The organism is Samsonia erythrinae (genome assembly GCF_004342665.1).
GTDB lineage: Bacteria > Pseudomonadota > Gammaproteobacteria > Enterobacterales > Enterobacteriaceae > Samsonia > Samsonia erythrinae.
Genome location: NZ_SMBY01000002.1, coordinates 109,492 through 131,315 on the forward strand (window position 1 = coordinate 109,492; position 21,824 = coordinate 131,315).

At 55.7% G+C, this 21,824-nt stretch carries 20 protein-coding genes and 1 CRISPR repeat array; of the genes, 13 read left to right on the top strand and 7 right to left on the bottom strand.

Features of this window, described 5'->3' with window-relative positions:
* The first annotated feature begins 11 nt into the window (after positions 1 to 11).
* From cas3 to EDC54_RS04960, 10 genes are all read left to right on the top strand, one after another.
* Positions 12 to 2,732, top strand: coding sequence for a CRISPR-associated helicase Cas3' (gene cas3 / locus EDC54_RS04915; protein WP_132453868.1), 2,721 nt, complete (start codon positions 12 to 14; stop codon positions 2,730 to 2,732).
* A gap of 147 nt (positions 2,733 to 2,879) precedes the next feature.
* On the top strand, positions 2,880 to 4,448 hold the full coding sequence (gene casA, locus EDC54_RS04920) for a type I-E CRISPR-associated protein Cse1/CasA (RefSeq protein ID WP_132453870.1): 1,569 nt from the start codon (positions 2,880 to 2,882) through the stop codon (positions 4,446 to 4,448).
* Positions 4,432 to 5,073, top strand: a complete 642-nt coding sequence (gene casB, locus EDC54_RS04925; RefSeq protein WP_132453872.1) for a type I-E CRISPR-associated protein Cse2/CasB — start codon at positions 4,432 to 4,434, stop codon at positions 5,071 to 5,073. Before casA ends, casB begins: the two co-directional genes overlap by 17 nt.
* A gap of 3 nt (positions 5,074 to 5,076) precedes the next feature.
* Entirely contained in the window at positions 5,077 to 6,144 is a 1,068-nt protein-coding gene (cas7e, locus tag EDC54_RS04930) for a type I-E CRISPR-associated protein Cas7/Cse4/CasC (RefSeq protein WP_132453874.1), read from the top strand.
* 9 nt (positions 6,145 to 6,153) lie between these two features.
* Entirely contained in the window at positions 6,154 to 6,888 is a 735-nt protein-coding gene (gene cas5e / locus EDC54_RS04935) for a type I-E CRISPR-associated protein Cas5/CasD (RefSeq protein ID WP_132453876.1), read from the top strand.
* Positions 6,888 to 7,535, top strand: a complete 648-nt coding sequence (cas6e, locus tag EDC54_RS04940) for a type I-E CRISPR-associated protein Cas6/Cse3/CasE (RefSeq protein WP_132453878.1) — start codon at positions 6,888 to 6,890, stop codon at positions 7,533 to 7,535. Before cas5e ends, cas6e begins: the two co-directional genes overlap by 1 nt.
* A 27-nt stretch (positions 7,536 to 7,562) precedes the next feature.
* Complete coding sequence (gene cas1e, locus EDC54_RS04945; RefSeq protein WP_132453880.1) at positions 7,563 to 8,480, top strand: type I-E CRISPR-associated endonuclease Cas1e; 918 nt, start codon at positions 7,563 to 7,565, stop codon at positions 8,478 to 8,480.
* Positions 8,481 to 8,774 carry a type I-E CRISPR-associated endoribonuclease Cas2e gene (gene cas2e / locus EDC54_RS04950; RefSeq protein ID WP_132453882.1) on the top strand — a complete coding sequence of 98 codons (294 nt, stop codon included), beginning with the start codon at positions 8,481 to 8,483 and terminating at the stop codon, positions 8,772 to 8,774. It abuts the gene before it with no gap.
* 84 nt (positions 8,775 to 8,858) lie between these two features.
* Positions 8,859 to 10,534: a CRISPR direct-repeat array (repeat unit 29 nt; unit sequence GTGTTCCCCGCGCCAGCGGGGATAAACCG).
* Positions 10,535 to 10,780: 246 nt separating this feature from the next.
* Positions 10,781 to 11,233, top strand: a complete 453-nt coding sequence (locus tag EDC54_RS04955; protein ID WP_380895342.1) for a YhbP family protein — start codon at positions 10,781 to 10,783, stop codon at positions 11,231 to 11,233.
* 53 nt (positions 11,234 to 11,286) lie between these two features.
* Entirely contained in the window at positions 11,287 to 11,940 is a 654-nt protein-coding gene (locus tag EDC54_RS04960; protein WP_132453886.1) for a Rossmann-fold NAD(P)-binding domain-containing protein, read from the top strand.
* 9 nt (positions 11,941 to 11,949) lie between these two features.
* Here EDC54_RS04960 and nrdG read toward each other — a convergent pair whose 3' ends face one another.
* From nrdG to pyrB, 5 genes are all read right to left on the bottom strand, one after another.
* Entirely contained in the window at positions 11,950 to 12,414 is a 465-nt protein-coding gene (gene nrdG, locus EDC54_RS04965; RefSeq protein WP_132453888.1) for an anaerobic ribonucleoside-triphosphate reductase-activating protein, read from the bottom strand.
* Positions 12,415 to 12,492: 78 nt separating this feature from the next.
* The gene (gene nrdD / locus EDC54_RS04970; RefSeq protein ID WP_132453890.1) at positions 12,493 to 14,631 is read right to left on the bottom strand and encodes an anaerobic ribonucleoside-triphosphate reductase; all 2,139 of its coding nucleotides are present in this window, start codon (positions 14,629 to 14,631) and stop codon (positions 12,493 to 12,495) included.
* 421 nt (positions 14,632 to 15,052) lie between these two features.
* Entirely contained in the window at positions 15,053 to 15,439 is a 387-nt protein-coding gene (gene ridA / locus EDC54_RS04975) for a 2-iminobutanoate/2-iminopropanoate deaminase (protein ID WP_132453892.1), read from the bottom strand.
* A gap of 96 nt (positions 15,440 to 15,535) precedes the next feature.
* Positions 15,536 to 16,000, bottom strand: coding sequence for an aspartate carbamoyltransferase regulatory subunit (gene pyrI, locus EDC54_RS04980; protein WP_132453894.1), 465 nt, complete (start codon positions 15,998 to 16,000; stop codon positions 15,536 to 15,538).
* Between the two features lie 15 nt (positions 16,001 to 16,015).
* Entirely contained in the window at positions 16,016 to 16,951 is a 936-nt protein-coding gene (gene pyrB, locus EDC54_RS04985) for an aspartate carbamoyltransferase (protein ID WP_132453896.1), read from the bottom strand.
* A gap of 460 nt (positions 16,952 to 17,411) precedes the next feature.
* Here pyrB and EDC54_RS04990 point away from each other — a divergent pair, with 460 nt between their 5' ends.
* Positions 17,412 to 17,879, top strand: coding sequence for a YhcH/YjgK/YiaL family protein (locus EDC54_RS04990; protein WP_132453898.1), 468 nt, complete (start codon positions 17,412 to 17,414; stop codon positions 17,877 to 17,879).
* 47 nt (positions 17,880 to 17,926) lie between these two features.
* Here EDC54_RS04990 and argF read toward each other — a convergent pair whose 3' ends face one another.
* The gene (argF, locus tag EDC54_RS04995; RefSeq protein ID WP_132454428.1) at positions 17,927 to 18,934 is read right to left on the bottom strand and encodes an ornithine carbamoyltransferase; all 1,008 of its coding nucleotides are present in this window, start codon (positions 18,932 to 18,934) and stop codon (positions 17,927 to 17,929) included.
* 283 nt (positions 18,935 to 19,217) lie between these two features.
* Here argF and rraB point away from each other — a divergent pair, with 283 nt between their 5' ends.
* Entirely contained in the window at positions 19,218 to 19,643 is a 426-nt protein-coding gene (gene rraB / locus EDC54_RS05000; protein WP_132453900.1) for a ribonuclease E inhibitor RraB, read from the top strand.
* A gap of 191 nt (positions 19,644 to 19,834) precedes the next feature.
* Here rraB and EDC54_RS05005 read toward each other — a convergent pair whose 3' ends face one another.
* On the bottom strand, positions 19,835 to 20,338 hold the full coding sequence (locus EDC54_RS05005; protein ID WP_132454430.1) for a GNAT family N-acetyltransferase: 504 nt from the start codon (positions 20,336 to 20,338) through the stop codon (positions 19,835 to 19,837).
* Between the two features lie 371 nt (positions 20,339 to 20,709).
* On the opposite strand from EDC54_RS05005, the gene EDC54_RS05010 reads away from it, so the two are divergent.
* On the top strand, positions 20,710 to 21,789 hold the full coding sequence (locus tag EDC54_RS05010) for an alpha/beta fold hydrolase (protein ID WP_132453902.1): 1,080 nt from the start codon (positions 20,710 to 20,712) through the stop codon (positions 21,787 to 21,789).
* Positions 21,790 to 21,824 lie beyond the last annotated feature (35 nt).

A 21,824-nucleotide genomic window follows, 5' to 3' on the forward strand; every position in this document is an offset into this window, starting at 1 on the left:
TGGTAAAGCCTATGGGTCAAGACGGTATCATCGATCGGCGTTATTTCCACTATTGGGGAAAAGCGAACAAATCCGCAGATACTCAGGAAGGCGATGATTATCATTTGCTGCCTTATCATTGTTTAGATGTGGCGGCCTGCGGCTATTTTTTATTAAAAGAAAATTATTTTCAGGCTGACTATGCACTGCGCGGGCTGGAGAACGGCGACGACAGCGTCGTCGCATGGTTCGCCTATTTTCTTGCCTGGCATGATATCGGGAAATTCGCCCGCGGCTTTCAGAGCAAATACGCCAATCCGGATTCCCCTTTAGTCCGGCCTTCCGGTCAGATTGGGACGATACGGCATGACGATCTGGGTTTCTGGCTATGGACGGCGCGTGACGACATTCGCCTCGTATTTCCTTTTGAGGCGGAGAAGCTCTCCTCGGCGGTGAAAACGACGTTGGGGATCTGGCTGAATATCGTTACCGGGCACCACGGCAAGCCGGCGGCAGCGTGCAAAGGCAGTCTGGCTTTTCACCGTGATGACTATCAGGCGATAGCGGAGTATCTGCACGACCTGCAAACGTGCTTTCCTGAGGCGGGGACATTGCCGGCCTGCTTCGCGGATAAAAACTGGCGCAGCAGGCTGAAGCAGCAAAGCTGGGCGCTGGCCGGGTTGACCGTACTGGCGGACTGGCTGGGATCGCGCCAGCAGGATTTTCACTATTGCAGCACGCCGATGCCGCTCGACGTCTACTGGCGTGAATACGCGCTGCCGACGGCGAGAAATGTCGTTTCGCGCTTGCCGCGTCCCCCCTCTCCGGCGATTTTTCATTCTATTCAGCAGCTTTTTCCTTTTATCCAACGGCCAACGCCGCTGCAACAGCAGGCGCTGACGGCGGATATGTCCGTGGACGGGCCGCAGCTTTTTATTCTGGAAGATGTGACCGGCGCGGGCAAAACGGAAGCGGCGATGATTCTGGCGCAGCGGCTAATGGCGCAGCGCAAAGCGAGCGGCATTTATGTCGGCTTGCCGACGATGGCGACGGCGAACGCCATGTACCTGCGGCTTGCTAAAGCCTATCGCGCATTATATTCACCAGAACATAACCCTTCACTGATACTGGCGCACGGCGCGCGACAGATGTCGTCAGCGTTTATGCAATCGCTGTGGGACGGGGATAACCGGGGGCAGGCACAGTACGACAAGGAAGAAAATGCCGCCAGTAAAGACTGCAACATCTGGTTTGCGGACTCGCGCAAGAAAGCGCTGCTGGCGGATATCGGCGTGGGCACGCTCGATCAGGCGCTGATGGCGGTGATGCCGTTTCGCCACCAGTCGCTGCGGGTGTTGGGGCTACAGAACAAGCTGCTGATTCTGGACGAAGTGCATGCGTATGACGCCTACATGAGCAAGCTGATCGAGCTGTTGATCGGCTTTCATGCGCAGCAGGGCGGCAGCGTGATTATCTTAACCGCGACGTTGCCGCTTGGCCTGCGCGAAAAACTGATGCAGGCGTTTGCACAGGGGATCGCATGCGAGGCCGCGCCACCCAATCCCGATGCAACCTATCCGTGGCTGACGCTGTTGACGCGAGAGGGGCTGCGGGAAACGGCGCTGGAAACGCGGGCGGAAGTGCGGCGCGAGGTGAAAATTGACTGGCTGACCGAGCGGCCACAGGGCATTGAGCGGGTCAAGGCTGCCGTGGCGGCGGGGCAATCGATTTGTTGGATCAGGAACACGGTGGATGATGCCATCGCCGTGTATCGTCAACTGATTGAGGCGGGGATGGCGCAAGGAAATATGCTGCTGTTCCACAGCCGCTTTGCCTTTTGCGATCGCATGGCGATTGAAGAACAGGCGCTGGCGTGGTTTGGCAAGGACAGCACGCCGGTGCAACGTGCCGGCAAAGTGCTGATAGCCACGCAGGTGGTTGAGCAATCGCTGGATATTGATGTCGATAACATGATTAGCGATCTGGCGCCGATCGATTTGCTGATTCAGCGCGCGGGGCGGCTACAGCGCCATATCCGGTTTCTCGACGGGCGTCATAAGACCGAGACGGATCCTGCGCCGCTGACGGATGAGCGTCCGGCGGCGGTGCTGCACATTATGGCGCCGCTCTGGCAACTGGAAGCGGAGGCCGACTGGCTGGGCGCTGAGCTGCGCAATAGCGGTTACGTCTACCCCGACCACGCCGCGCTGTGGCGCACGCAGGCGATATTGCGTGAACGCGGCGCGATAAAAATGCCGGAAGATGCGCGGCGGCTTATCGACAGCGTGTATGAAGAACAGATCGCGGTGCCAGCGGCATTGGAGGCGATCGCCTGCACGGTGCTGGGGAAAAACTACGGTCAGCGATCTTTCGCATTACAATCTGCGCTGGCATTGGTTCAGGGTTACTGCGCGCAATCCAGCGAATCGGGCTGGAATGACGAAGTGGATATCGCCACCCGCCTGGGAGAGGAAACGCTGGATCTGTATCTGGCGTGGAAACCAGAAAACGATGGCGAACTACCGCACCCTTATGCCGTATCGGAAACCTTTAGCTGGGAGCAGAGCCGCGTGCAGGTAAGAGTAAGCTGGTGGCAGAAACGTAAAACCGCATTGCCGATACTGGAAGGAGACGCACTGGAACGGTTTCGGCAGCAATTACACCGGCCACAGGCCGAGGTGCTGTTGTTGAATCGGGGGGAAAACCATGCGTTCTACAGCGAGCGGGTGGGACTGGCGCTATCGGGTTCGTGAGCGGCGGCTGGTTTTACCGCATCCCCGCGCTAAACCACAAACGTGAGCCATCTCTCTGGCGTCGCGGAATGAATGCGTTAAAAAAGAGGTCGTAGAACCTGTTTTAATCAGGCTGGCCGCAGGGACGCGGCACTCACAGGAGGTACGATGTTTTCATTGATTGAAGAACCCTGGCTGCCCGCCGTATTCGCGGATGGTCGGATGGGCAACATTTCCCCACAGCAACTTCCCGACGACACCATTATCGATCTCGCCTGGCCGCGTGCCGATTTTCAGGGGGCGGGCTATCAGTTCCTGATCGGTCTGTTACAAACCGCCTATGCACCCGCCGATGACGATGACTGGAACGAAATCTGGGAGCATGGACTGGGCTCCGATTTCCCGCAGGCATTAATCGCGCTGGCGCCGGCGATGCAGTTCGGCGCAACAAAGCCCGCGTTTATGCAGGATTTCACCACGCTCGACAGCGAGCCGACGCCGATTTCCGGCCTGCTGATCGACGCGCCCGGCGGCAATACGCTCAAGCTGAATAAAGATCATTTCATCAAACGCGGCACGGTCAAGGCGGTGTGTCCGCACTGCGCGGCAATGGCGCTGTTCACGCTGCAAACCAATGCGCCGTCCGGCGGGCAAGGACATCGCACCGGGATGCGAGGCGGTGGGCCGATCACCACGCTGCTCATGCCGGAAGATCGCGGGCTGCCGTTGTGGAAAAAGCTCTGGATGAACGTGTTGACCCAGGCGGTGATACCCAAGGGCCAACCCGATGCAACCGTGTTCCCGTGGCTCGCGGCCACGCCCACCAGCGAGGGGACGCACCCGCCCGTGACGCCGGAAAATGCCCATCGGCTACAGGCCTATTGGGGGATGCCGCGCCGCATCGAGCTGGATTTCGCTACGCAACAGGCGGGGGAGTGCGATCTGTGCGGCACGACCTCTGCCGCGTTGCTCACGCAGTATCGCACCAAAAACTACGGTATTCAGTACGACAGTTGGCGGCATCCACTCACCCCCTATCGTCGGGCGCTGAAAGGCGAAGACGCGCCTTTTCTGTCGGTGAAAGGACAGCCGGGTGGGCTGGCTTATCGCGACTGGCTGGGTCTGCTGGTTCAGGGAGAGGATAAGCTCAACCACCTGTTTCCGGCGACGGTGGTGCAGCACAATGCCGAGCAGGATGCGCTGCGCGGCAAATCGGGATTGTGGTGCTTTGGTTTCGATATGGACAACATGAAGGCGCGTTGTTGGTATGAGCACGCTGTTCCGCTGTTGTTTTCCTCTGCCCGTTTTCGTGGCGATGCTCTTGCGCTGCGTGAATATAAAGATCATTTGCAACTGGCGGTGGAGCTGGCGCGAGACAGCGCCACGCTGCTGCGCCAGATGATCAAAGAAGCCTGGTTCTCGCGTCCGAAGGATGCCAAAGGGGATTTCAGCGCCATTGATGTCGCGTTCTGGCAGGAGACGCAGCCCGGTTTTGTGCGGCTGTGCCGGTCGCTGGCGCAGGGGGAAGGACCCGCCGCGCTGAAACTCTGGCGGCAGACGCTCTATCGCTACCTGTTGACTAACTATGACGCCCGCGTGTTTAGCAACCCGGACGAACACCGCGATCTGAGTAAAGCGGCAAAAGCGCGGGAAAAAATGAGCAAGTTTTTCTTTAGTCAGAAAGCGGCAAAAACCATTAAACAGATGCAGGAGGCAGTGGATGGCGAACACGGCTGATTTTTTGGTCATCAGCAAAAATGATGAAAAAAAGATTAATGATTGGTTCGACGATTTGCAAAACCGCCATAACGCGGTGGGCAATGGTCGTGCGCGGCGGGCGGAGCTGCGTCGCGCCAGGCCCCCTTTTGGCGTGCTGACCTGTAAAGGCTATCACGATTTGGCGGGGAAACTGGCGGCGCGGCTGGAAAGAGAACATCACATTGTGGCGCTGGCGATTTTTGTTTCCGTTGCCGCGCATGCGGCAAAAAACACCGCCAGGGAAAGCCACAAGAGCTTCGCCGCGCAGCTCGGTGAAAAGCAGGGCGGCGATCGCGCTTTTCTTTCCCCGTTGCGCTTTGAACGGCTACAGCGGGCACAAACGCCGGATGAACTCTATCGTCAGCTTGTCCGTGCGGTAAAGATACGCGGTGACGCAGGTGTAAACCTCCCTTCGCTGGCGGACGGCATTTTCCTGTGGGTGGCGGAGTGGCAGGCGCGGCAGGAGAACCATGCACCAGTGATTCACCCTTTGCGGCGCAACGCCGTGCGCTGGGCGTGCGAGTATGCGCAGGCGTCGCAAAACATCACCGCTGATGAGCCAGACATCGCAGAAACGTCAACGACAGCTTCAGACAAGGAATAACGGATGACCACTTTTATCCAGCTTCATTTTTTAACCGCTTACCCTTCCTCCAACCTGAACCGTGATGACGCGGGGCGCCCGAAAACCGCCATCGTCGGCGGCGTTGAGCGTTTGCGGGTGTCCTCGCAAAGCCTGAAACGGGCGTGGCGCACCTCTGAGGTATTTGAAGAGGCGCTTAATGGATATATCGGCACTCGCAGCCGTCGGTTAGGGCGTGAGGTTTACGGTAAGCTCCTCGCCGGCGGCATGAGCGAAAAGCTGGCGGACAAAGTTGCGCAGAGCATTGCCAGCCAATTCGGTAAATTGAAGAAAGAGGAGAAAAACAGCAAAGATCCGCTGGAGAAATATGATATCGAACAGCTTGCGCACGTGAGCGTACAGGAAAACGCGTTGATCGATCGGCTGGTCGCCCAACTGGTGGCAGAAGCGCGTGAGCCAGGTAGCGAAGAGCTAAAATTGCTGCGTAAGGATGCCGCCAGTGTGGATATCGCCTTGTTTGGCCGTATGTTGGCCGCCGAGCCGGAATTTAATGTTGAAGCGGCCTGCCAGGTGGCGCACGCGCTGGGCGTGAGTGCCGTCACCATCGAAGATGACTTCTTTACGGCGGTGGATGATCTGAATACGGCAGCTGACAGTGGATCGGCACATATGGGGGAACAGAGTTTTGCCTCCGCGCTGTTCTATCACTACATCTGTATTAACCGCGAGCTGCTGCTGGAAAACCTGAATAACGATGAAGCGCTGGCGGCGCGTACCCTGCGGGCCCTGACGGAAACGGCGCTGACCGTTTCGCCGGGCGGCAAGCAGAACAGCTTTGCCAGCCGGGCGCTGGCAACCTATGCGCTGGCGGAAAAGGGCACCGATCAGCCGCGCACGCTTTCCGTCGCGTTTTTCAACCCTATTCGCAGTGACGATCAGGTCAATGACGCGATAACGCTGCTGCGCGCGCAAAAAAGCAAATTCGACCGGGTTTACGCCTCGGCGGGCGGCGTTCCCTCCTATGAGCTGAACGTGGAAGCCGAGGGTGAAGGGGGTTCGCTGCAAGGACTGCTCGATTTCGTCAGCCAGTAGGAGCCTGATATGGATAACTATCTGGTCTTCCAGATTTATGCCCCGCTGGTCTCGTGGGGAGAGGCGGCGGTCGGCGAGGTGCGCCACACCGCAACGGTGCCCAGCCGGTCGGCGCTGCTGGGGCTACTGGCCGCGGCGCTGGGGATCCGGCGTGACGATCGCGCGGCGCTGACGGTGTTCAATCAGCATTATCACGTGGCGGTGCGGCCTCTTTCCGATCGTGAAACCTGGCTGAATGACTACCACACGGTGCAGATGCTGAAGGAAAACCGCAAGGTGCCGCGCTATACCAGACGCGATGAGCTGCGGCCGGAAGCGGGGCAGTCGCTGGAAACCATGCTGACCTCACGCGAATACCGTTGTGATGCTTACTACCATATCGTCATTAGCGCCACGCCGGATGCGCCCTATTCGCTCAGCGCGCTGCGTGATGCCCTGTTATCCCCGGTGTTCACGCTCTATTTAGGGCGTAAAAGCTGTCCGCCTGCGCTGCCGCTGGCACCGCACCTGTTTGCTGGCTCGCTGGCCGAGGTCTGGCGGTTAGCCAGGCAGACGCCCGCACTGAACGACCAGACATTGCAGACGATCGGGCATGCGGAGGGCCTATGCTACTGGGAACAGGAAGGCGATACGGGGCTTACACCGTATTACCGGGTTTCACGCAACGATCAGCCTGGCGATCGGCAGCGCTGGCAGTTCACTTCCCGCGTGCAATACGTTGGCCGTGATAAGGGAGAGGAGTGATGTTTTTTTCCAGAATAACGCTGCAACTCGATAAGTTACCGCACGTTATGGCAGAAAAGCGGCTGCACGCAGGGGGCTATGCCAGCCATCAGTGGCTCTGGCAACTGTTTCCTGAACAGCAACAGCGTTCGTTTTTATTCCGTGAACAGGCGCACGAGACTAAGAGCTTGTTTTACCTGCTTTCCGAGCAGGAGCCGCAGGTGAATCACAACCTGTTCCAGGTGGAAACTAAGCCGTACCGGCCACAATGGCATAACGGTATGGCACTGGCGTTTTCACTGCGTGCGAATCCGGTAGTCACGCGGGAGGGTAAACGTAGCGATGTGTTGATGGATGCGAGTCATCAGGGAAAGGTGGCGGGGTTAGCCGGTGCAGAACTGTGGCGGCATCAGCAGCAGCGCGCTCACGATTGGCTGGTGCGACAGGGAGAAAATGGCGGCTTTTCGGTGTCTGGATGCCGGGTTGACGGGTATCAGCGTCACCGGCTGAACAAACCTGGTCAGGCGTCGGCGATTATGTTCAGCAGCGTCGATTATGACGGGGTGCTCCATATTACGGATGTCGAACGCTTTGCGATAGCTGTCCGGCAGGGACTGGGTAAAAGTAAGGCATTGGGGTGTGGCCTGCTGTTGCTGAAACGCGCATAGCCATCTCTGTTACAGGGAGAGTTGACGATGTATGTTCCGCTCAATCCGATCCCGCTTAAAGATCGGGTTTCTCTGATCTTTCTGCAATACGGGCAGATTGATGTCATTGACGGTGCGTTTGTGCTGGTGGATAAAACCGGCGTGCGCACGCACATTCCCGTTGGCTCGGTTGCCTGCATCATGCTGGAGCCGGGCACGCGGGTTTCTCACGCCGCCGTGCGGCTGGCGGCCACGGTCGGAACACTGCTGGTGTGGGTGGGGGAGGCCGGCGTGCGGTTGTATGCGTCCGGGCAGCCCGGCGGCGCGCGGTCAGACAAATTACTCTATCAGGCCAGGCTGGCGTTGGACGAAGATCTGCGTCTGAAAGTGGTGCGAAAAATGTTCGAGCTGCGCTTCGGCGAGCCTGCTCCGAGCCGCCGCTCAGTCGAGCAGCTTAGGGGGATTGAAGGGGCTCGCGTGCGTCAAACGTATACGCTGCTGGCACAGCAGTATGGCGTTAAATGGCATGGTCGGCGTTACGATCCGAAAGACTGGGAACGTGGCGATAAGGTTAACCAGTGTATCAGCGCGGCGACGTCCTGCCTGTATGGTATTACGGAAGCCGCCGTGCTGGCGGCGGGCTATGCGCCCGCGATTGGGTTTGTCCACAGTGGTAAACCGCTCTCTTTTGTTTACGACATTGCCGACGTTATCAAATTTGAGGGGGTAGTGCCCAAAGCGTTTGAAATCGCGGCGCGCAATCCTGCGGAACCGGATCGTGAGGTACGGCTTGCCTGCCGTGACATTTTTCGCAGTCAGAAAACGCTGAGTAAGCTGATTCCCCTGATTGAAGAGATCCTGTCTGCCGGGGGGAGCGCGCCGCCGCTACCGCCGGACGATGCGCAACCGCCGGCCATTCCGGAACCTGAACCGTTTGGAGACAGCGGTCACCGGGGACGGGGCTAAATGAGCATGCTGGTGGTGGTGACAGAAAATGTTCCGCCGCGTTTACGCGGCAGATTAGCGATATGGTTACTGGAAGTGCGTGCCGGAGTCTATGTTGGTGATACTTCAAAGCGGATCAGGGAGATGGTCTGGCAGCAGATTGTTGAACTGGCGGAGCAGGGAAATGTGGTCATGGCCTGGGCGACGAATACGGAATCCGGTTTTGAGTTTCAAACCTGGGGTGAAAACCGCCGAATGCCGGTAGATCTGGATGGGTTACGACTCGTCTCTTTTTCACCTATTGAAAATCAATAAGTTAGCGATCTTTAATAATATGGAAAAATCGGTAGGATTTCTTTATATAGAAAAAATGTTATAAAACAAACATCTACCTTTAGAGTGTTCCCCGCGCCAGCGGGGATAAACCGGCCGATTTTGGCTATCAGGTTGATGCGGTATTGTGTTCCCCGCGCCAGCGGGGATAAACCGCGAATCAACGCCCGTCTCGAAGAGGGATTTAGGTGTTCCCCGCGCCAGCGGGGATAAACCGCAGATCCGCAACGGGATGTTCCTCATTGAAAAGTGTTCCCCGCGCCAGCGGGGATAAACCGCGGGTAGTCCTCGTAGCCGACTACACACGAACGTGTTCCCCGCGCCAGCGGGGATAAACCGGATGTCAGGTTCAAGGCAGTCACAGAAGGGTGGTGTTCCCCGCGCCAGCGGGGATAAACCGCTCTTCCCCGCTGTAGCCCTGCTTACCCAAATGTGTTCCCCGCGCCAGCGGGGATAAACCGCCTGAGTACAGCAATGAAAGGAAGGAGGGGAAGTGTTCCCCGCGCCAGCGGGGATAAACCGAATGCTTACCACCTCGTCTTTGACGCCGACAGGTGTTCCCCGCGCCAGCGGGGATAAACCGGCGATCAATTTCAGGGGCCAGTGTCGCAAAATGTGTTCCCCGCGCCAGCGGGGATAAACCGATTGTTGTTGAATGCTTCAGTCGACATGCCTAGTGTTCCCCGCGCCAGCGGGGATAAACCGAAAAGCCCGGCAGATGCCAGGGCTAAATGTGGGTGTTCCCCGCGCCAGCGGGGATAAACCGGGATCGTCGCCCTTATCGAGGGTAAAGATAATGTGTTCCCCGCGCCAGCGGGGATAAACCGCAATCTGCTGGCTGAAATTGGTACATTTACTTGTGTTCCCCGCGCCAGCGGGGATAAACCGCATATATCTAATATTTATAGCGATGGTGAGTTGTGTTCCCCGCGCCAGCGGGGATAAACCGATCAGGAGCGCCATCAGGAAACCGTAACTGGAGTGTTCCCCGCGCCAGCGGGGATAAACCGATATGAGCGGGCGTGTGGGTTGTTTAGCGCTGGTGTTCCCCGCGCCAGCGGGGATAAACCGCAGCAAAGAGATCGCGTTTTATCCTCCCTAAAGTGTTCCCCGCGCCAGCGGGGATAAACCGCTCACCAATCCGCGTACATGTTAATGCTGATAGTGTTCCCCGCGCCAGCGGGGATAAACCGATAACGAACAATAGCGAAATGGATTTCATGTAGTGTTCCCCGCGCCAGCGGGGATAAACCGGGCCTATGTTCTCCCGCAGGACTTTGCCCAGCGTGTTCCCCGCGCCAGCGGGGATAAACCGTTTACGGCGAGTGTATGTCTCGACATATCGTTGTGTTCCCCGCGCCAGCGGGGATAAACCGGATTTTTATAGCTGACTCACTAAGAGCAATGAGTGTTCCCCGCGTCAGCGGGGATAAACCGGTTGGGAAATCGAGCTGGATGCGGACCGCCAGGTGTTCCCCGCGCCAGCGGGGATAAACCGTGCTCAGCGTTTGTTCGGATGAAAAAGTCCGAGTGTTCCCCGCGCCAGCGGGGATAAACCTCACACAGCGCCGACCGTCCGGGAGGTGGAGATGTGTTCCCCGCGCCAGCGGGGATAAACCGTATTGTCAGCGCCGGCGATCACTGTTGCCGCAGTGTTCCCCGCGCCAGCGGGGATAAACCGTTGAAATACGGTTGAGTTGCTACACTACACATGTGTTCCCCGCGCCAGCGGGGTTTTTCCTTTGTTCTGCTTGCGGAGGGTTCATCCTGTTTTGATCGCCCCAGCGCGTTTTCTGCTGACCGGGACATTGTTGACCTCAGCCGGACGACAAAAGTCCGATGGTGCGCACAGTGACGTCGAAACGGTTTATCATCATCCGTTAGGTGGTGTGCTTTGCCGTGTCAGGCGCTCAGTCGGCTTTGGGGTTATTCCGAAAATGGCGCGGGTGAAATGATTGTGATGATGGCGAACAATTGAGGAGAAAGAGGTGGAAACAGGCAATGAGCTTGAAGCGATCTCCCGCTATTTGAAAAAATTGCACGTGCTGACATTATGCGTGGGGGGAAATTCGGAATTATGGTGTGCGAGTTGCTTCTATACTTATGACGATCGGCGGGTCGCCTTTTATCTGATGACGGAATTGCAGACGCGGCACGGCGAAATTATGGCAAGGTTGCCGCAGGTCGCCGGTACGGTCAGCGGCCAACCGAAGAGCGTGATGCTGATTAAAGGCATACAGTTCCGGGCGCAGGCAGTGTGTCTGGAGGGTGAGGAAGCGGAGCTGGCCAGAGCACAATACCACGCGCGTTTTCCCATTGCGCGGGCATCGCAGGCGCCGATTTGGCGGCTCGATCTGACAGAGATAAAAATGACGGACAACACGTTGGGGTTCGGCAAAAAACGCCACTGGCGGCGCGATGAACAGGTGTGCCAGCGATAACAACAGAAACGTATAAGACGGGATTGTAAAGACGCAGAACAAGGGGGGAATGTATGAGTCGGGTGCTGTTATTGGGGGCGACGGGGTTAGTAGGGCATGAGCTGTTGCAATTGCTGAAAACCAATAATCGGGTTGAGACGATCTATGCACCGACTCGTAAGCCGCTGACGCCTTCAGATAAGGTGGTTAACCCGCACAATCCCGATTTATCCGCGGCGCTGGCGCAACTGACCGATCCTGTTGATGTTGCATTCTGCTGTCTGGGGTCGACGCTAAAGCGGGCGGGCAGTAAACAGGCTTTTCGCTACGTGGACTATACGCTCGTGGTGGAAGGGGCAAAAGTCGCGCTGGCACTGGGGGCAACACATCTTTTGGCCGTCAGCTCTCTGAGCGCTAACGCGGCTTCGCCTTTTTTCTACTCGCGAGTGAAAGGGGAGACGGAAAAATCTCTCCGACAGCAGGGCTGGCAACATTTGACGCTGGCGCAGCCATCAATGCTGTTGGGGGAAAGGGAAGACAGCCGTCCGCTGGAAACGCTGACGGCGCCGCTGTTCCGACTATTCCCGGCAAAGTGGCGGGCAATCGAGGGGCGAACGGTAGCGCAGGCGCTGCTGAATCAGGCATTTTCGCCCGAACCCAAAGCGCGAGTCACGGTGCTGGAATCCGATCAGTTGCGTTCGCTGGGTAAACAGCCGTCGCTTCAGTAATCCGGCAGATCAACGCAGGCGATGGATAACCTGATTGCTGCTGCCGCGCCAGATTAGCGCCGGATCTTTTAGATCTTGCACGAATTTCCCGTCGACCAGCACGTTGATGAGATCGACCACCTGTTGCTGTTCCGGGGTGATGTCGGCCAGCACGTAACCTGTCCAGACCCAGATATCCTTGTCAGGGCACTCCGCCCGTATCCGTTTCACCAGCCGCAGAATGTCTGGCACATTTTGTGGGTGAAGCGGGTCGCCGCCAGACAGTGAGATTCCCTGCCGGGGGATTAGCGTATCCTGAAGGTCGGCGATGATCTGCGCTTCCAGCGCCTGCGTAAACGGCTGACCGGAATTCAGCCGCCAGGTGCTTTTGTTGTAACACCCGGCGCACTCATGCACGCAGCCCGCGACAAAGAGCGTGCAGCGGGTGCCGGGGCCGTTGACGACGTCAACAGGGTAATACTGGTGGTAATTCATACGTGTAGAGCCATGTCGTGGAGATGGGGGATGACAGTGCCGTGCGCTCCGGGCCGCCTGGCGGTGGCCCGACGGCGATCACCCCAACTGACCGTTGCCTAAGTGTTTGACCCGGCGTTTGACCTCTTCCTGCTTACCGGCGTTGAACGGGCGTGCATCCGGGCTGCCGAGGTAACCACAGACGCGGCGCGTGACGGAAACGCGGGCTGAATCGTGGTTGCCGCACTTCGGACAGGTAAAGCCTTTGCTGGTGCACTCAAATTCACCGGTGAAGCCGCACTCATAGCATTCATCAATCGGCGTGTTGGTGCCGTAGTAAGGCACGCGGCTGTAGCTGTAGTCCCACACGTCTTCCAGCGCTTTAATGTTGTGTTGCAGGTTCGGGTATTCGCCATAACAAATGAACCCGCCGTTAGCCAGCGGCGGATAGGGGAGTTCGAAATCGATTTTTTGGTACGGGTTGACCTTTTTCTCCACGTCGAGGTGGAAACTGTTGGTGTAATAGCCTTTGTCCGTGACGCCCGGCACGACGCCAAATTCGGCGGTATCAAGCCGGCAGAAGCGGTCACACAGGTTCTCACTCGGCGTGCTGTAAAGGCTGAAGCCGTAGCCCGTTTCTTCTTTCCATTGTTCGGTCGCGGCTTTGAGGCGAGCGACGATCGCCACGGCTTTGGCGCGCAGCGTATCGTCATCAAACACGTGCGTTTGACGGCCAAAGAGCGCATTAATGGTTTCATGTACGCCGATATAGCCGAGTGAAATGGAGGCGCGTCCGTTCTTGAAGATGTCGGCAATGCTGTCGTCGGCTTTTAAGCGAACCCCACAGGCGCCTTCCATATACAGGATAGGCGCAACGCGCGCCTTCACATTTTCCAGCCGGGCAATACGCGTCATCAGCGCTTTCTTCGCCAGTACGAGACGCTGATCGAGCAGCGTCCAGAAGCGCGTTTCATCGCCTTCGGCCTCAAGCGCGATGCGCGGCAGGTTCAGGCTGATCACGCCCAGATTATTCCGTCCGTCGTGGATCTGTCGGCCCTCTTCTTCATAGATGCCAAGGAAGCTGCGGCAGCCCATGGGCGTTTTGAACGAGCCGGTAACCTTCACGACCTGATCGTAGTTCAGAATATCGGGATACATGCGTTTGCTGGCACACTCCAGCGCGAGCTGCTTGATATCGTAGTTGGGATCGCCCGCTTTGTGGTTCAGGCCGTCGCGGATCGCGAAGACCAGTTTGGGGAACACGGCCGTTTTGTGGTTTTTTCCCAGCCCGGCAATGCGGTTACGCAGAATCGATTCCTGAATCAGACGCGACTCCCAGGATGTACCCAGCCCAAAGCCAAAGGTGACGAACGGTGTCTGACCGTTGGCCGTATGCAGCGTATTGACTTCGTATTCCAGCGACTGAAAGGCGTCGTAGCACTCTTTTTCCGTGCGGGTGAGGGCATAGCTTTCCGCATTTGGAATGTGCCACTCCGCTGCAATGGCTTTGTGTTTGGCATGGCTGGCGGCGACAAACGGCGCCAGCACTTCATCAATGCGGTTGATCGTGGTGCCGCCGTAAATGTGACTGGCGACCTGCGCGATAATCTGCGCGGTGACGGCGGTGGCGGTTGAGATAGACTTCGGCGGCTCGATCTCCGCATTGCCCATTTTGAAGCCGTTGGTCAGCATGCCGTTCAGATCGATGAGCATGCAGTTGAACATCGGGAAAAAGGGCGAGTAGTCGAGGTCGTGATAGTGAATTTCACCGCGCTCGTGCGCCAGCACCACATCGCGCGGCAGGATGTACTGTTTGGCATAGTGTTTGGCGACGATGCCAGCCAGCAGATCGCGCTGGGTTGGGATCACTTTACTGTCTTTGTTGGCGTTTTCATTGAGCAACGCCATGTTGCTTTGTTCAACCAGGCCACGAATTTCCTGATTCAGACGACCATGACGCTCCCGCGCGATGTCTCTGTCATGACGATATTCGATGTAGGTCCGTGCCAGCTGTTTGTAATTGCCGGACATCAGCAGGTTTTCCACGGCGTCCTGAATATCACGGATATCCACGCGCGCTTTCCCCTGCATTTGTTGAGCGACCGCACAGGCCACAGTTGCACAGTAGTCTGCATCATTGACGTCGGCCGCATGCGCCGCACGTTCGACCGCCTCTTTGATTCGCACTTCGTCAAAAGGCACCTGGCAACCGTCCCGTTTAATCACTACTGGTTTCACGTTTTCTTCCTCTCGAAAGGTTATCCACAGGTGAAAACCATAGCGGGCAAGGGCTACAGAGGGCTGTGGATGATATTGTGGATAAACGCTATATATAGACTGTGTTTATAGAATAGACACTATATATTGAATTTGGCCAGGAGTGTTTGCGCTTTTATCGCTGCAAAATTGATATAGAACAATGAAATTTTACTGTCGTAGGGATTTTAACCTTGATGAAAAAAGCATCAGAAAAACAGGCTGACGTGGGAGGGCTTGTGAGACGCGGGATTGAGGGTTCCGGTAAGCGCTTTGGATAGCAAAAGAGGTCGATCGTATTGCGATGGATAAAGCGTCAGAGGGTAATAACCTCGTTTCGGGTGCTCGAAACATAGCAAAAGCGCACCTGTCGCCGTGCGCTTTGACGATGCCTCAGCCGCTTTTAGCGACGGACGGCGATAGCTTCGATTTCGATTTTAACGTCTTTCGGCAGACGGGCGACTTCAACGCAGGAGCGGGCCGGGAAGGAGGCTTCATGTTCGGCGAAGAACGCTTCATACGTGCTGTTCACGAGGTTGAAGTCATTCAGATCTTTCACAAATACGGTCGTTTTTACGATATCGGAAACCTTCAAGCCCGCGGCTTCCACAATCGCCTTAACGTTTTCCAATGACTGACGCGTCTGGGCGGTGATGTCGTCCGCGACCAGACCGCTTTGCGGGTTGACCGGAATCTGGCCGGAAGTCATGATCATACTGCCGAGGTCGACGCCCTGGACATAAGGGCCGATGGCGGCAGGGGCGTGCTCAGTACTGATAGTGCGTGACATGGTATCTCCTTGATGGGGGCTTAAAAGAACGCGAACGCTGCCATTATTCAAAAAAGCCCCGCGACAGGCAATGTTCATGTCGGGAAGACGCGAAAATTAACGATCTTGCAGCACCGCCTGACGTTCAAACTCTTTTTCGCAATATTTACACTTCAGGTGAACGTCGCCGTCGCGCTGCTTAACGCCGAATGACGATGAAACGGGCTCGCTGCGGCTGATGCAGTTGCTGTTTGGGCAGGTAAGCACGCCAGTAATGTTGTCCGGCAGCGTCGGCACCAGTTTGCGTACCACGTCGTAGTCATCAATTTGATTGACGGTCGCCTGCGGCGCGTAGATCGCGAGCTGGTTCGCCTGTTGTTCGGTCAGGAACACGTTTTCAATCTTGATCAGGTCTTTGCGTCCGAGCTGGTTGGACGGCAAATTCAGGCCGATGGTAATGCGCTGGTCTGTCGCGGTCAGTTTAAACAGCGTCAGCAGTTTAAACCCCACCTGCGCAGGGATGTGGTCGATCACCGTGCCGCGTTTGATTGCTTCAACCTGTAATTTATTATCGTGTGTCATGATGGTTTCTTCCTCTTACAGAACCAGTTCGCGATTCAGGACCAGCGCCAGCAGCGCCTGACGGGCGTATATGCCGTTGCCGGCCTGCTGGAAATAGTAGGCGTAGGGGGTGGCATCCACATCCGTGGTGATCTCATCCACGCGCGGCAGCGGGTGCAGCACTTTTAAATTCGCACGGGCGCTATGCAGGTCGGCGGCGCGCAGCACAAACTGAGATTTGATGTTGATGTATTCAGACGGATCAAGGCGTTCTTTCTGGACGCGCGTCATGTACAGGATATCCAGCTCACTCGCCACGTCTTCAATGCTGGTATGCAGGCTGTATGTAATGTTTTTCTCTTTCAACATGCTCAGAATGTAGTCCGGCATCGCCAGCGCGTCCGGGGCGATGAAATAGAAGCGGTTGCCTTCGAATTTCGCCAGCGCCTGCGTGAGCGAATGCACGGTGCGGCCATATTTCAAATCGCCGACCATCGCAATATTGATGTTGTTCAGTCTGCCCTGCGTTTCCTGAATGGTGAACAGATCGAGTAGCGTCTGCGTCGGGTGCTGGTTCGCGCCGTCGCCCGCGTTCAGCACGGGAATGCCGCCAGAGAATTCGGTCGCAAGGCGGGACGCGCCTTCCTGCGGGTGACGCATCACGATGGCATCAACGTATTGGCTGATGACGGAGATCGTATCGGCCAGCGTTTCGCCCTTTTTCCCCAGCGACGTGTTATTGCTGTCGGCGAACCCCACGACGGATGCGCCGAGACGATGCATCGCGGTTTCAAAGGATAAACGCGTGCGGGTGGAAGCCTCGAAGAAGCAACTGGCAATCACTTTATGTTTTAACAACTCAGGCTGGGGGCTGGCTTTCAGGCTGGCGGCGACGCGCAGCGCCAGTTCCAAATCTTCCCGACTGAGATCGTTAATCGAAATAATATGTTTTTGATAGAGCGGATTGACCATGTTGTCTTTCTCCTAACGCGTAAACAGGAAATGTCGTGTCTGGCTGCCCGGGCTGTCGTGGACGATAGGGCACAAAAAAAAGCCCCTCATTGAGGGGCTTTCTTAATGAAATGGTTGAGCAACGGAAAGGAAAACGCTGGCTGGCTGCCGGATGGCAGTTGTGGTTGAGAACCAACATCAGCAGCGGATTTTCTGGCGTAACAGTGCATGACCCCTCCCGGCAAACTGTCGGGAATTATACGCGCCGATTAGGCTATTTCAAGCAGAAAACGTGGTTTTTTACGCATCGCAATCGGTTGCGGATGACTCGCGGCGGGGATGATGTTCGTGAGTATGAAAGGACGGATTGAGAAGCGTGACGGGCCGTTCACTTTTTCGTATTAACCTGCTGGCAGGCGTGACATTTGGCGTGTATAAGGATTATAAAACACAGTTTCATTTTTATATTGACGAGGTTCTTATGATTACTGGCAATGTCCACCACCTTGAACTGGTTCCTTATCTGCCTGCCAAGCTGCGTGAAGCGATTGAATACGTGAAGCAAAACATCACGGCGGATACGCCGTTGGGCAAACATGATATTGAGGGTAACCGCGTGTTTGTGTTGATTTCCAATGACAGCACTGACCAGTTGGAAAAGCGCCGCGCCGAGTATCACGCCAAATATCTCGACATTCAGATTGTGCTGTCCGGCGTGGAGGGAATGACGTTCAGCAACCTGCCTGCGGGCAAGCCGGATACCGACTGGCTGGCGGATAAAGACATTGCCTTTCTGCCTGCGGGCGAGCAGGAAAAACAGTTTGTGATGCAGGAGGGGGATTTTATCGTCTTCTTCCCCGGGGAAGTGCACAAACCTCTGTGCGCGGTTGGCGCACCTGCCCACGTGCGTAAGGCCGTGGTAAAAATCGACGCCTCGCTGGTGGTCTAAACCACCGGGAAGTCTGGCCCTCCCCGCGCCGGGGAGGGACGCAAACCTTAATCCTGCGCCAGCGTGGCGACCATCACGGCCTTGATGGTGTGCATACGGTTTTCCGCCTGATCGAACACGATGCTGTGCGCGGATTCAAAGACTTCATCCGTGACTTCCATTCCGCCGTGCAGACCATACTGTTCCGCCATTTGCTGGCCCATCGTCGTCTGATCGTCGTGGAAGGCGGGCAGACAGTGCAGGAACTTCACCTGTGGATTCCCCGTCGCGGCGATCATCGCCATGTTCACCTGATACGGTTTCAGCAGCGCGATACGCTCTTTCCAGGTTTCTTTCGCTTCCCCCATGGAAACCCAAACGTCGGTATAAATAAAATCGGCGCCCGCGACGCCGGCGGCGATATCTTCCGTCAGCGTGATGCTGCCGCCGGTTTGTTGGGCCGCCGCCTGACACTCCGCCACCAGACCGGCATCCGGCCAGCAGGCTTTTGGCGCAACGAGGCGTAAATCCAGCCCGGTCAGCGCCGCCGCTTCCAGCATGGTGTTGCCCATGTTGTTGCGTGCATCGCCGACGTAGACGAGCGTCATCTCAGTGAAGGCTTTGCCCGGCAGGTGCTCCTGCATCGTCAACAGATCCGCCAATAGCTGCGTGGGGTGGAATTCGTTCGTCAGCCCGTTCCACACGGGAACGCCTGCGTATTGCGCCAGCGTTTCGACAATCTGCTGGCCGTAGCCGCGATACTGAATGCCGTCGTACATTCTTCCCAGTACGCGGGCCGTATCCTTGATGGATTCTTTATGCCCGATTTGGCTCCCGCTGGGACCGAGATAGGTCACTCGCGCGCCCTGATCGTATGCAGCAACTTCGAAAGAGCAGCGAGTACGTGTCGAATCTTTTTCGAAGATGAGTGCGATATTTTTACCCTGTAGGTGGCGGTCTTCCGTCCCGTTTTTTTTATCGGCTTTCAGTTTCGTTGACAGGGTTAAAAGATGGGTTAATTCAGCGGGTGTAAAATCCATTAACCTTAAAAAATGGCGTTGATAGAACGGTTGCATGATGTACTTCTCCATGTGGTTCAACATGATACCCGTCATCCTTCAAGCTGCCGGCGCGTTGGTGACGCTGACCTGTCTGAGCCGAGCTGCCCGATTGTTGCTTTGACGTCACTCGAATGATTAGGGGGATATCGATTGAATTAAAAAACATTGCCTGAATTAAAATTCACTTTATATGTGTAATTATTCAAATTCAAGTGGTGGTGTCAAACTTTGTGGTGGAGCAAGCCACAGGGCTGTGGGACAATAACGCAATATAATGTCGATGAATGAGGACTGAGGCATGGCAAACCGCGAACTACTGGAAGAACAACGGGAAGAGACGCGCCAGATCATTGAAGAATTGCTGGAAGATGGCAGCGATCCTGACGCGCTCTATACCATCGAGCACCATTTTTCTGCTGAGAAATTTGACGTGTTGGAAAACGTTGCCGTGGAAGCCTTCAAGCTGGGTTATGAAGTGACGGACGCGGAAGAGCTGGAAGTGGAAAACGGCGTGTTGCTGATGTGCTGCGATGCCATCAGCGAAGTGGCGCTGAATGCGGAGCTCATCGACGCGCAGGTAGAACAACTACTGGCGTTGGCCGAGCGTTACGGCGTAAATTACGACGGTTGGGGAACCTACTTTGAAGACCCGGATGGCGAAGGGGATGAAGACGGGGACGACGAAGATTTTTACGACGAAGATGATGACGGCAAACGCCATTGATCATTGAGCTTGAACCCAGCCTCACTGAATGCCGCAGGAATATCCAGCGGCGTCTTTTTGGTTTTTTACTTGATTGTCATGCCGATAGCTTAAGCGTGGGTTTAGGGGAAACACGGTGATGAGGTTCCCGTAGGGACACCTCGCACCGTGGTCGCCCCGGTATCTCGAGCCTGAAACAATCGATACGACTTTTACAGCATTTTCAGCATGGTGACTTCGCAGTCGGTATGGCCCGTGTTGCCCATGGCGTAGGGAATCGGCTCAAAGCCCAGCGACTGATACAGCCGAATCGCGCTGGTCAGGTGGCCGGTCGTTTCCAGATAGCAGCGGCGAAAGCCGTTCTGACGGGCGAAATTGAGCGCCTGTATCGCTAATTGACGCGCCAGCCCTTTGCCGCGGACGGCCGGTAAGAAATACATCTTCTGCAATTCACACACGTCTTCTTCGCCGGCGACCAGCGGTGCAATGCCGCCCCCGCCGGCGACGCGACCGTTATATTCTACGATCCAATAGGCGCTTTTCGGCTGGCTGTACAGCGCAAACAGCGCGTCCAGATTGGGATCGGAGACGGTATAGCCTTTGTCGGCCGTCAGGCCAAACTCGGCAGAAACCTGGCGGATCACCTGTGCGATCGCCGCATCGTCCTGCGCCGTGAGGGGGCGAATCTGAAGATTGACGGAGGTAGCGGTTGTCATCATACGTACTCTTGTTCTTGCGGTTTGCGATATATCGCCATTTTTGTCGATTGTAATACCATTTCAGCCCATGTGGATGCAACGCCTATGCTCACAGCGGCGCTGTGTGGCAAACGCATTCGTCAGTTTGTTCTTTTGGCTGTCTTTACGCGCCGTTATTGACAGCAATGCGTGGGATGAAGTCTTGGAGAATGGCGCAGGATGCGTTAAATCTTTTCTTATTGAAAACCGAATTCATAATATCCCGCTATAAATAAAAAAATCAGTTAATAATATCTTTTTATTATTGGCCTGATGATGTTTATTGGGATTTTTCCTAATAAACATTAAAATCGCATCTTCACAATTTTATGATCACCGAAGAGCTGTCAATGGTTAATCGAATACTCTCAGGGATGGTGGGCACATTTCTGTTAATGCTGTCATCATTAACGTATGCACAGGCCAATTTCCCCGTGCCAAAAGAAGGTGATTGGATTGCGTCCGAATTTACTTTTAACAGCGGCGAAAAATTAAAAGACTTACGTATTCATTATTACACGTTAGGTGAACCGGAAAACCCTGCCGTATTATTATTGCATGGCACAAACCAGCCGATTAAAGCGCTATTAGCCAACGGATTTGGCGGAGAGCTGTTCGGGCCGGGTCAGGCATTGGATAGCAGTAAATATTTTATTATTATGCCGGAAAGCATCGGGTCTGGAAAATCGTCCAAGCCTTCCGACGGTTTACGCATGAAATTCCCACAGTACGATTATAACGATATGGTGCGGGCGCAATATCGTTTAATCAAAGAAGGGCTGGGTATCCACCATTTACGTCTGGTGATGGGATATTCGATGGGCGGCATGCAAACCTGGCTCTGGGGCGAAAAATACCCGGATATGATGGATGCGCTGGTGCCGATGGCATCGCTACCCAATGAGCTGTCTGGCCGTAACTGGATGATGCGCCGTATATTGATCGAATCCATTAAAAACGATCCGGCCTGGAACCAGGGTAACTACACCCAACAACCGCCGACGCTGAAAACGGCCAGCATCATGTTCAGTATCGCTACCACGGGCGGCACGTTGGCCTACCAGAACAAGGCGCCGACGCGTGCGCAGGCGGACAAACTGGTGGACGCGCGTCTTGCCTCTCCTTCGACCAGCGATGCCAATGATTTTATTTATCTCTGGGGATCGTCGGCGAACTATAACGCCGCACCGGAATTGAATAAAATTAAGGCGCCGGTTCTGGTGATTAACTCGGCGGATGATGAGCGTAATCCTGTAGAAACCGGTATTCTGGACAATGAACTCAAAAAGGTTAAGCAGGCTACGTTGCACCTTATTCCTGCCAGTCAGGAAACCAGCGGGCACGGCACGACAATGTCGGCGAAATTTTATAGTGAAGCGCTGAAACGCTTTTTAGCCGGTGTTCATTCCGATAGCGAAAATAAAAAATAAGTTTTAATGGCTGGCGTAAATGTTTATGCCGGCCA

Coding starts and splice junctions, on each gene's coding strand:
- cas3 (WP_132453868.1), top strand. CDS start 12: ATGGGTCAAGACGGTATCATCGATCGGCGTTATTTCCACTATTGGGGA.
- casA (WP_132453870.1), top strand. CDS start 2,880: ATGTTTTCATTGATTGAAGAACCCTGGCTGCCCGCCGTATTCGCGGAT.
- casB (WP_132453872.1), top strand. CDS start 4,432: ATGGCGAACACGGCTGATTTTTTGGTCATCAGCAAAAATGATGAAAAA.
- cas7e (WP_132453874.1), top strand. CDS start 5,077: ATGACCACTTTTATCCAGCTTCATTTTTTAACCGCTTACCCTTCCTCC.
- cas5e (WP_132453876.1), top strand. CDS start 6,154: ATGGATAACTATCTGGTCTTCCAGATTTATGCCCCGCTGGTCTCGTGG.
- cas6e (WP_132453878.1), top strand. CDS start 6,888: ATGTTTTTTTCCAGAATAACGCTGCAACTCGATAAGTTACCGCACGTT.
- cas1e (WP_132453880.1), top strand. CDS start 7,563: ATGTATGTTCCGCTCAATCCGATCCCGCTTAAAGATCGGGTTTCTCTG.
- cas2e (WP_132453882.1), top strand. CDS start 8,481: ATGAGCATGCTGGTGGTGGTGACAGAAAATGTTCCGCCGCGTTTACGC.
- EDC54_RS04960 (WP_132453886.1), top strand. CDS start 11,287: ATGAGTCGGGTGCTGTTATTGGGGGCGACGGGGTTAGTAGGGCATGAG.
- nrdG (WP_132453888.1), bottom strand. CDS start 12,414: ATGAATTACCACCAGTATTACCCTGTTGACGTCGTCAACGGCCCCGGC.
- ridA (WP_132453892.1), bottom strand. CDS start 15,439: ATGTCACGCACTATCAGTACTGAGCACGCCCCTGCCGCCATCGGCCCT.
- pyrI (WP_132453894.1), bottom strand. CDS start 16,000: ATGACACACGATAATAAATTACAGGTTGAAGCAATCAAACGCGGCACG.
- pyrB (WP_132453896.1), bottom strand. CDS start 16,951: ATGGTCAATCCGCTCTATCAAAAACATATTATTTCGATTAACGATCTC.
- EDC54_RS04990 (WP_132453898.1), top strand. CDS start 17,412: ATGATTACTGGCAATGTCCACCACCTTGAACTGGTTCCTTATCTGCCT.
- argF (WP_132454428.1), bottom strand. CDS start 18,934: ATGCAACCGTTCTATCAACGCCATTTTTTAAGGTTAATGGATTTTACA.
- rraB (WP_132453900.1), top strand. CDS start 19,218: ATGGCAAACCGCGAACTACTGGAAGAACAACGGGAAGAGACGCGCCAG.
- EDC54_RS05005 (WP_132454430.1), bottom strand. CDS start 20,338: ATGACAACCGCTACCTCCGTCAATCTTCAGATTCGCCCCCTCACGGCG.
- EDC54_RS05010 (WP_132453902.1), top strand. CDS start 20,710: ATGGTTAATCGAATACTCTCAGGGATGGTGGGCACATTTCTGTTAATG.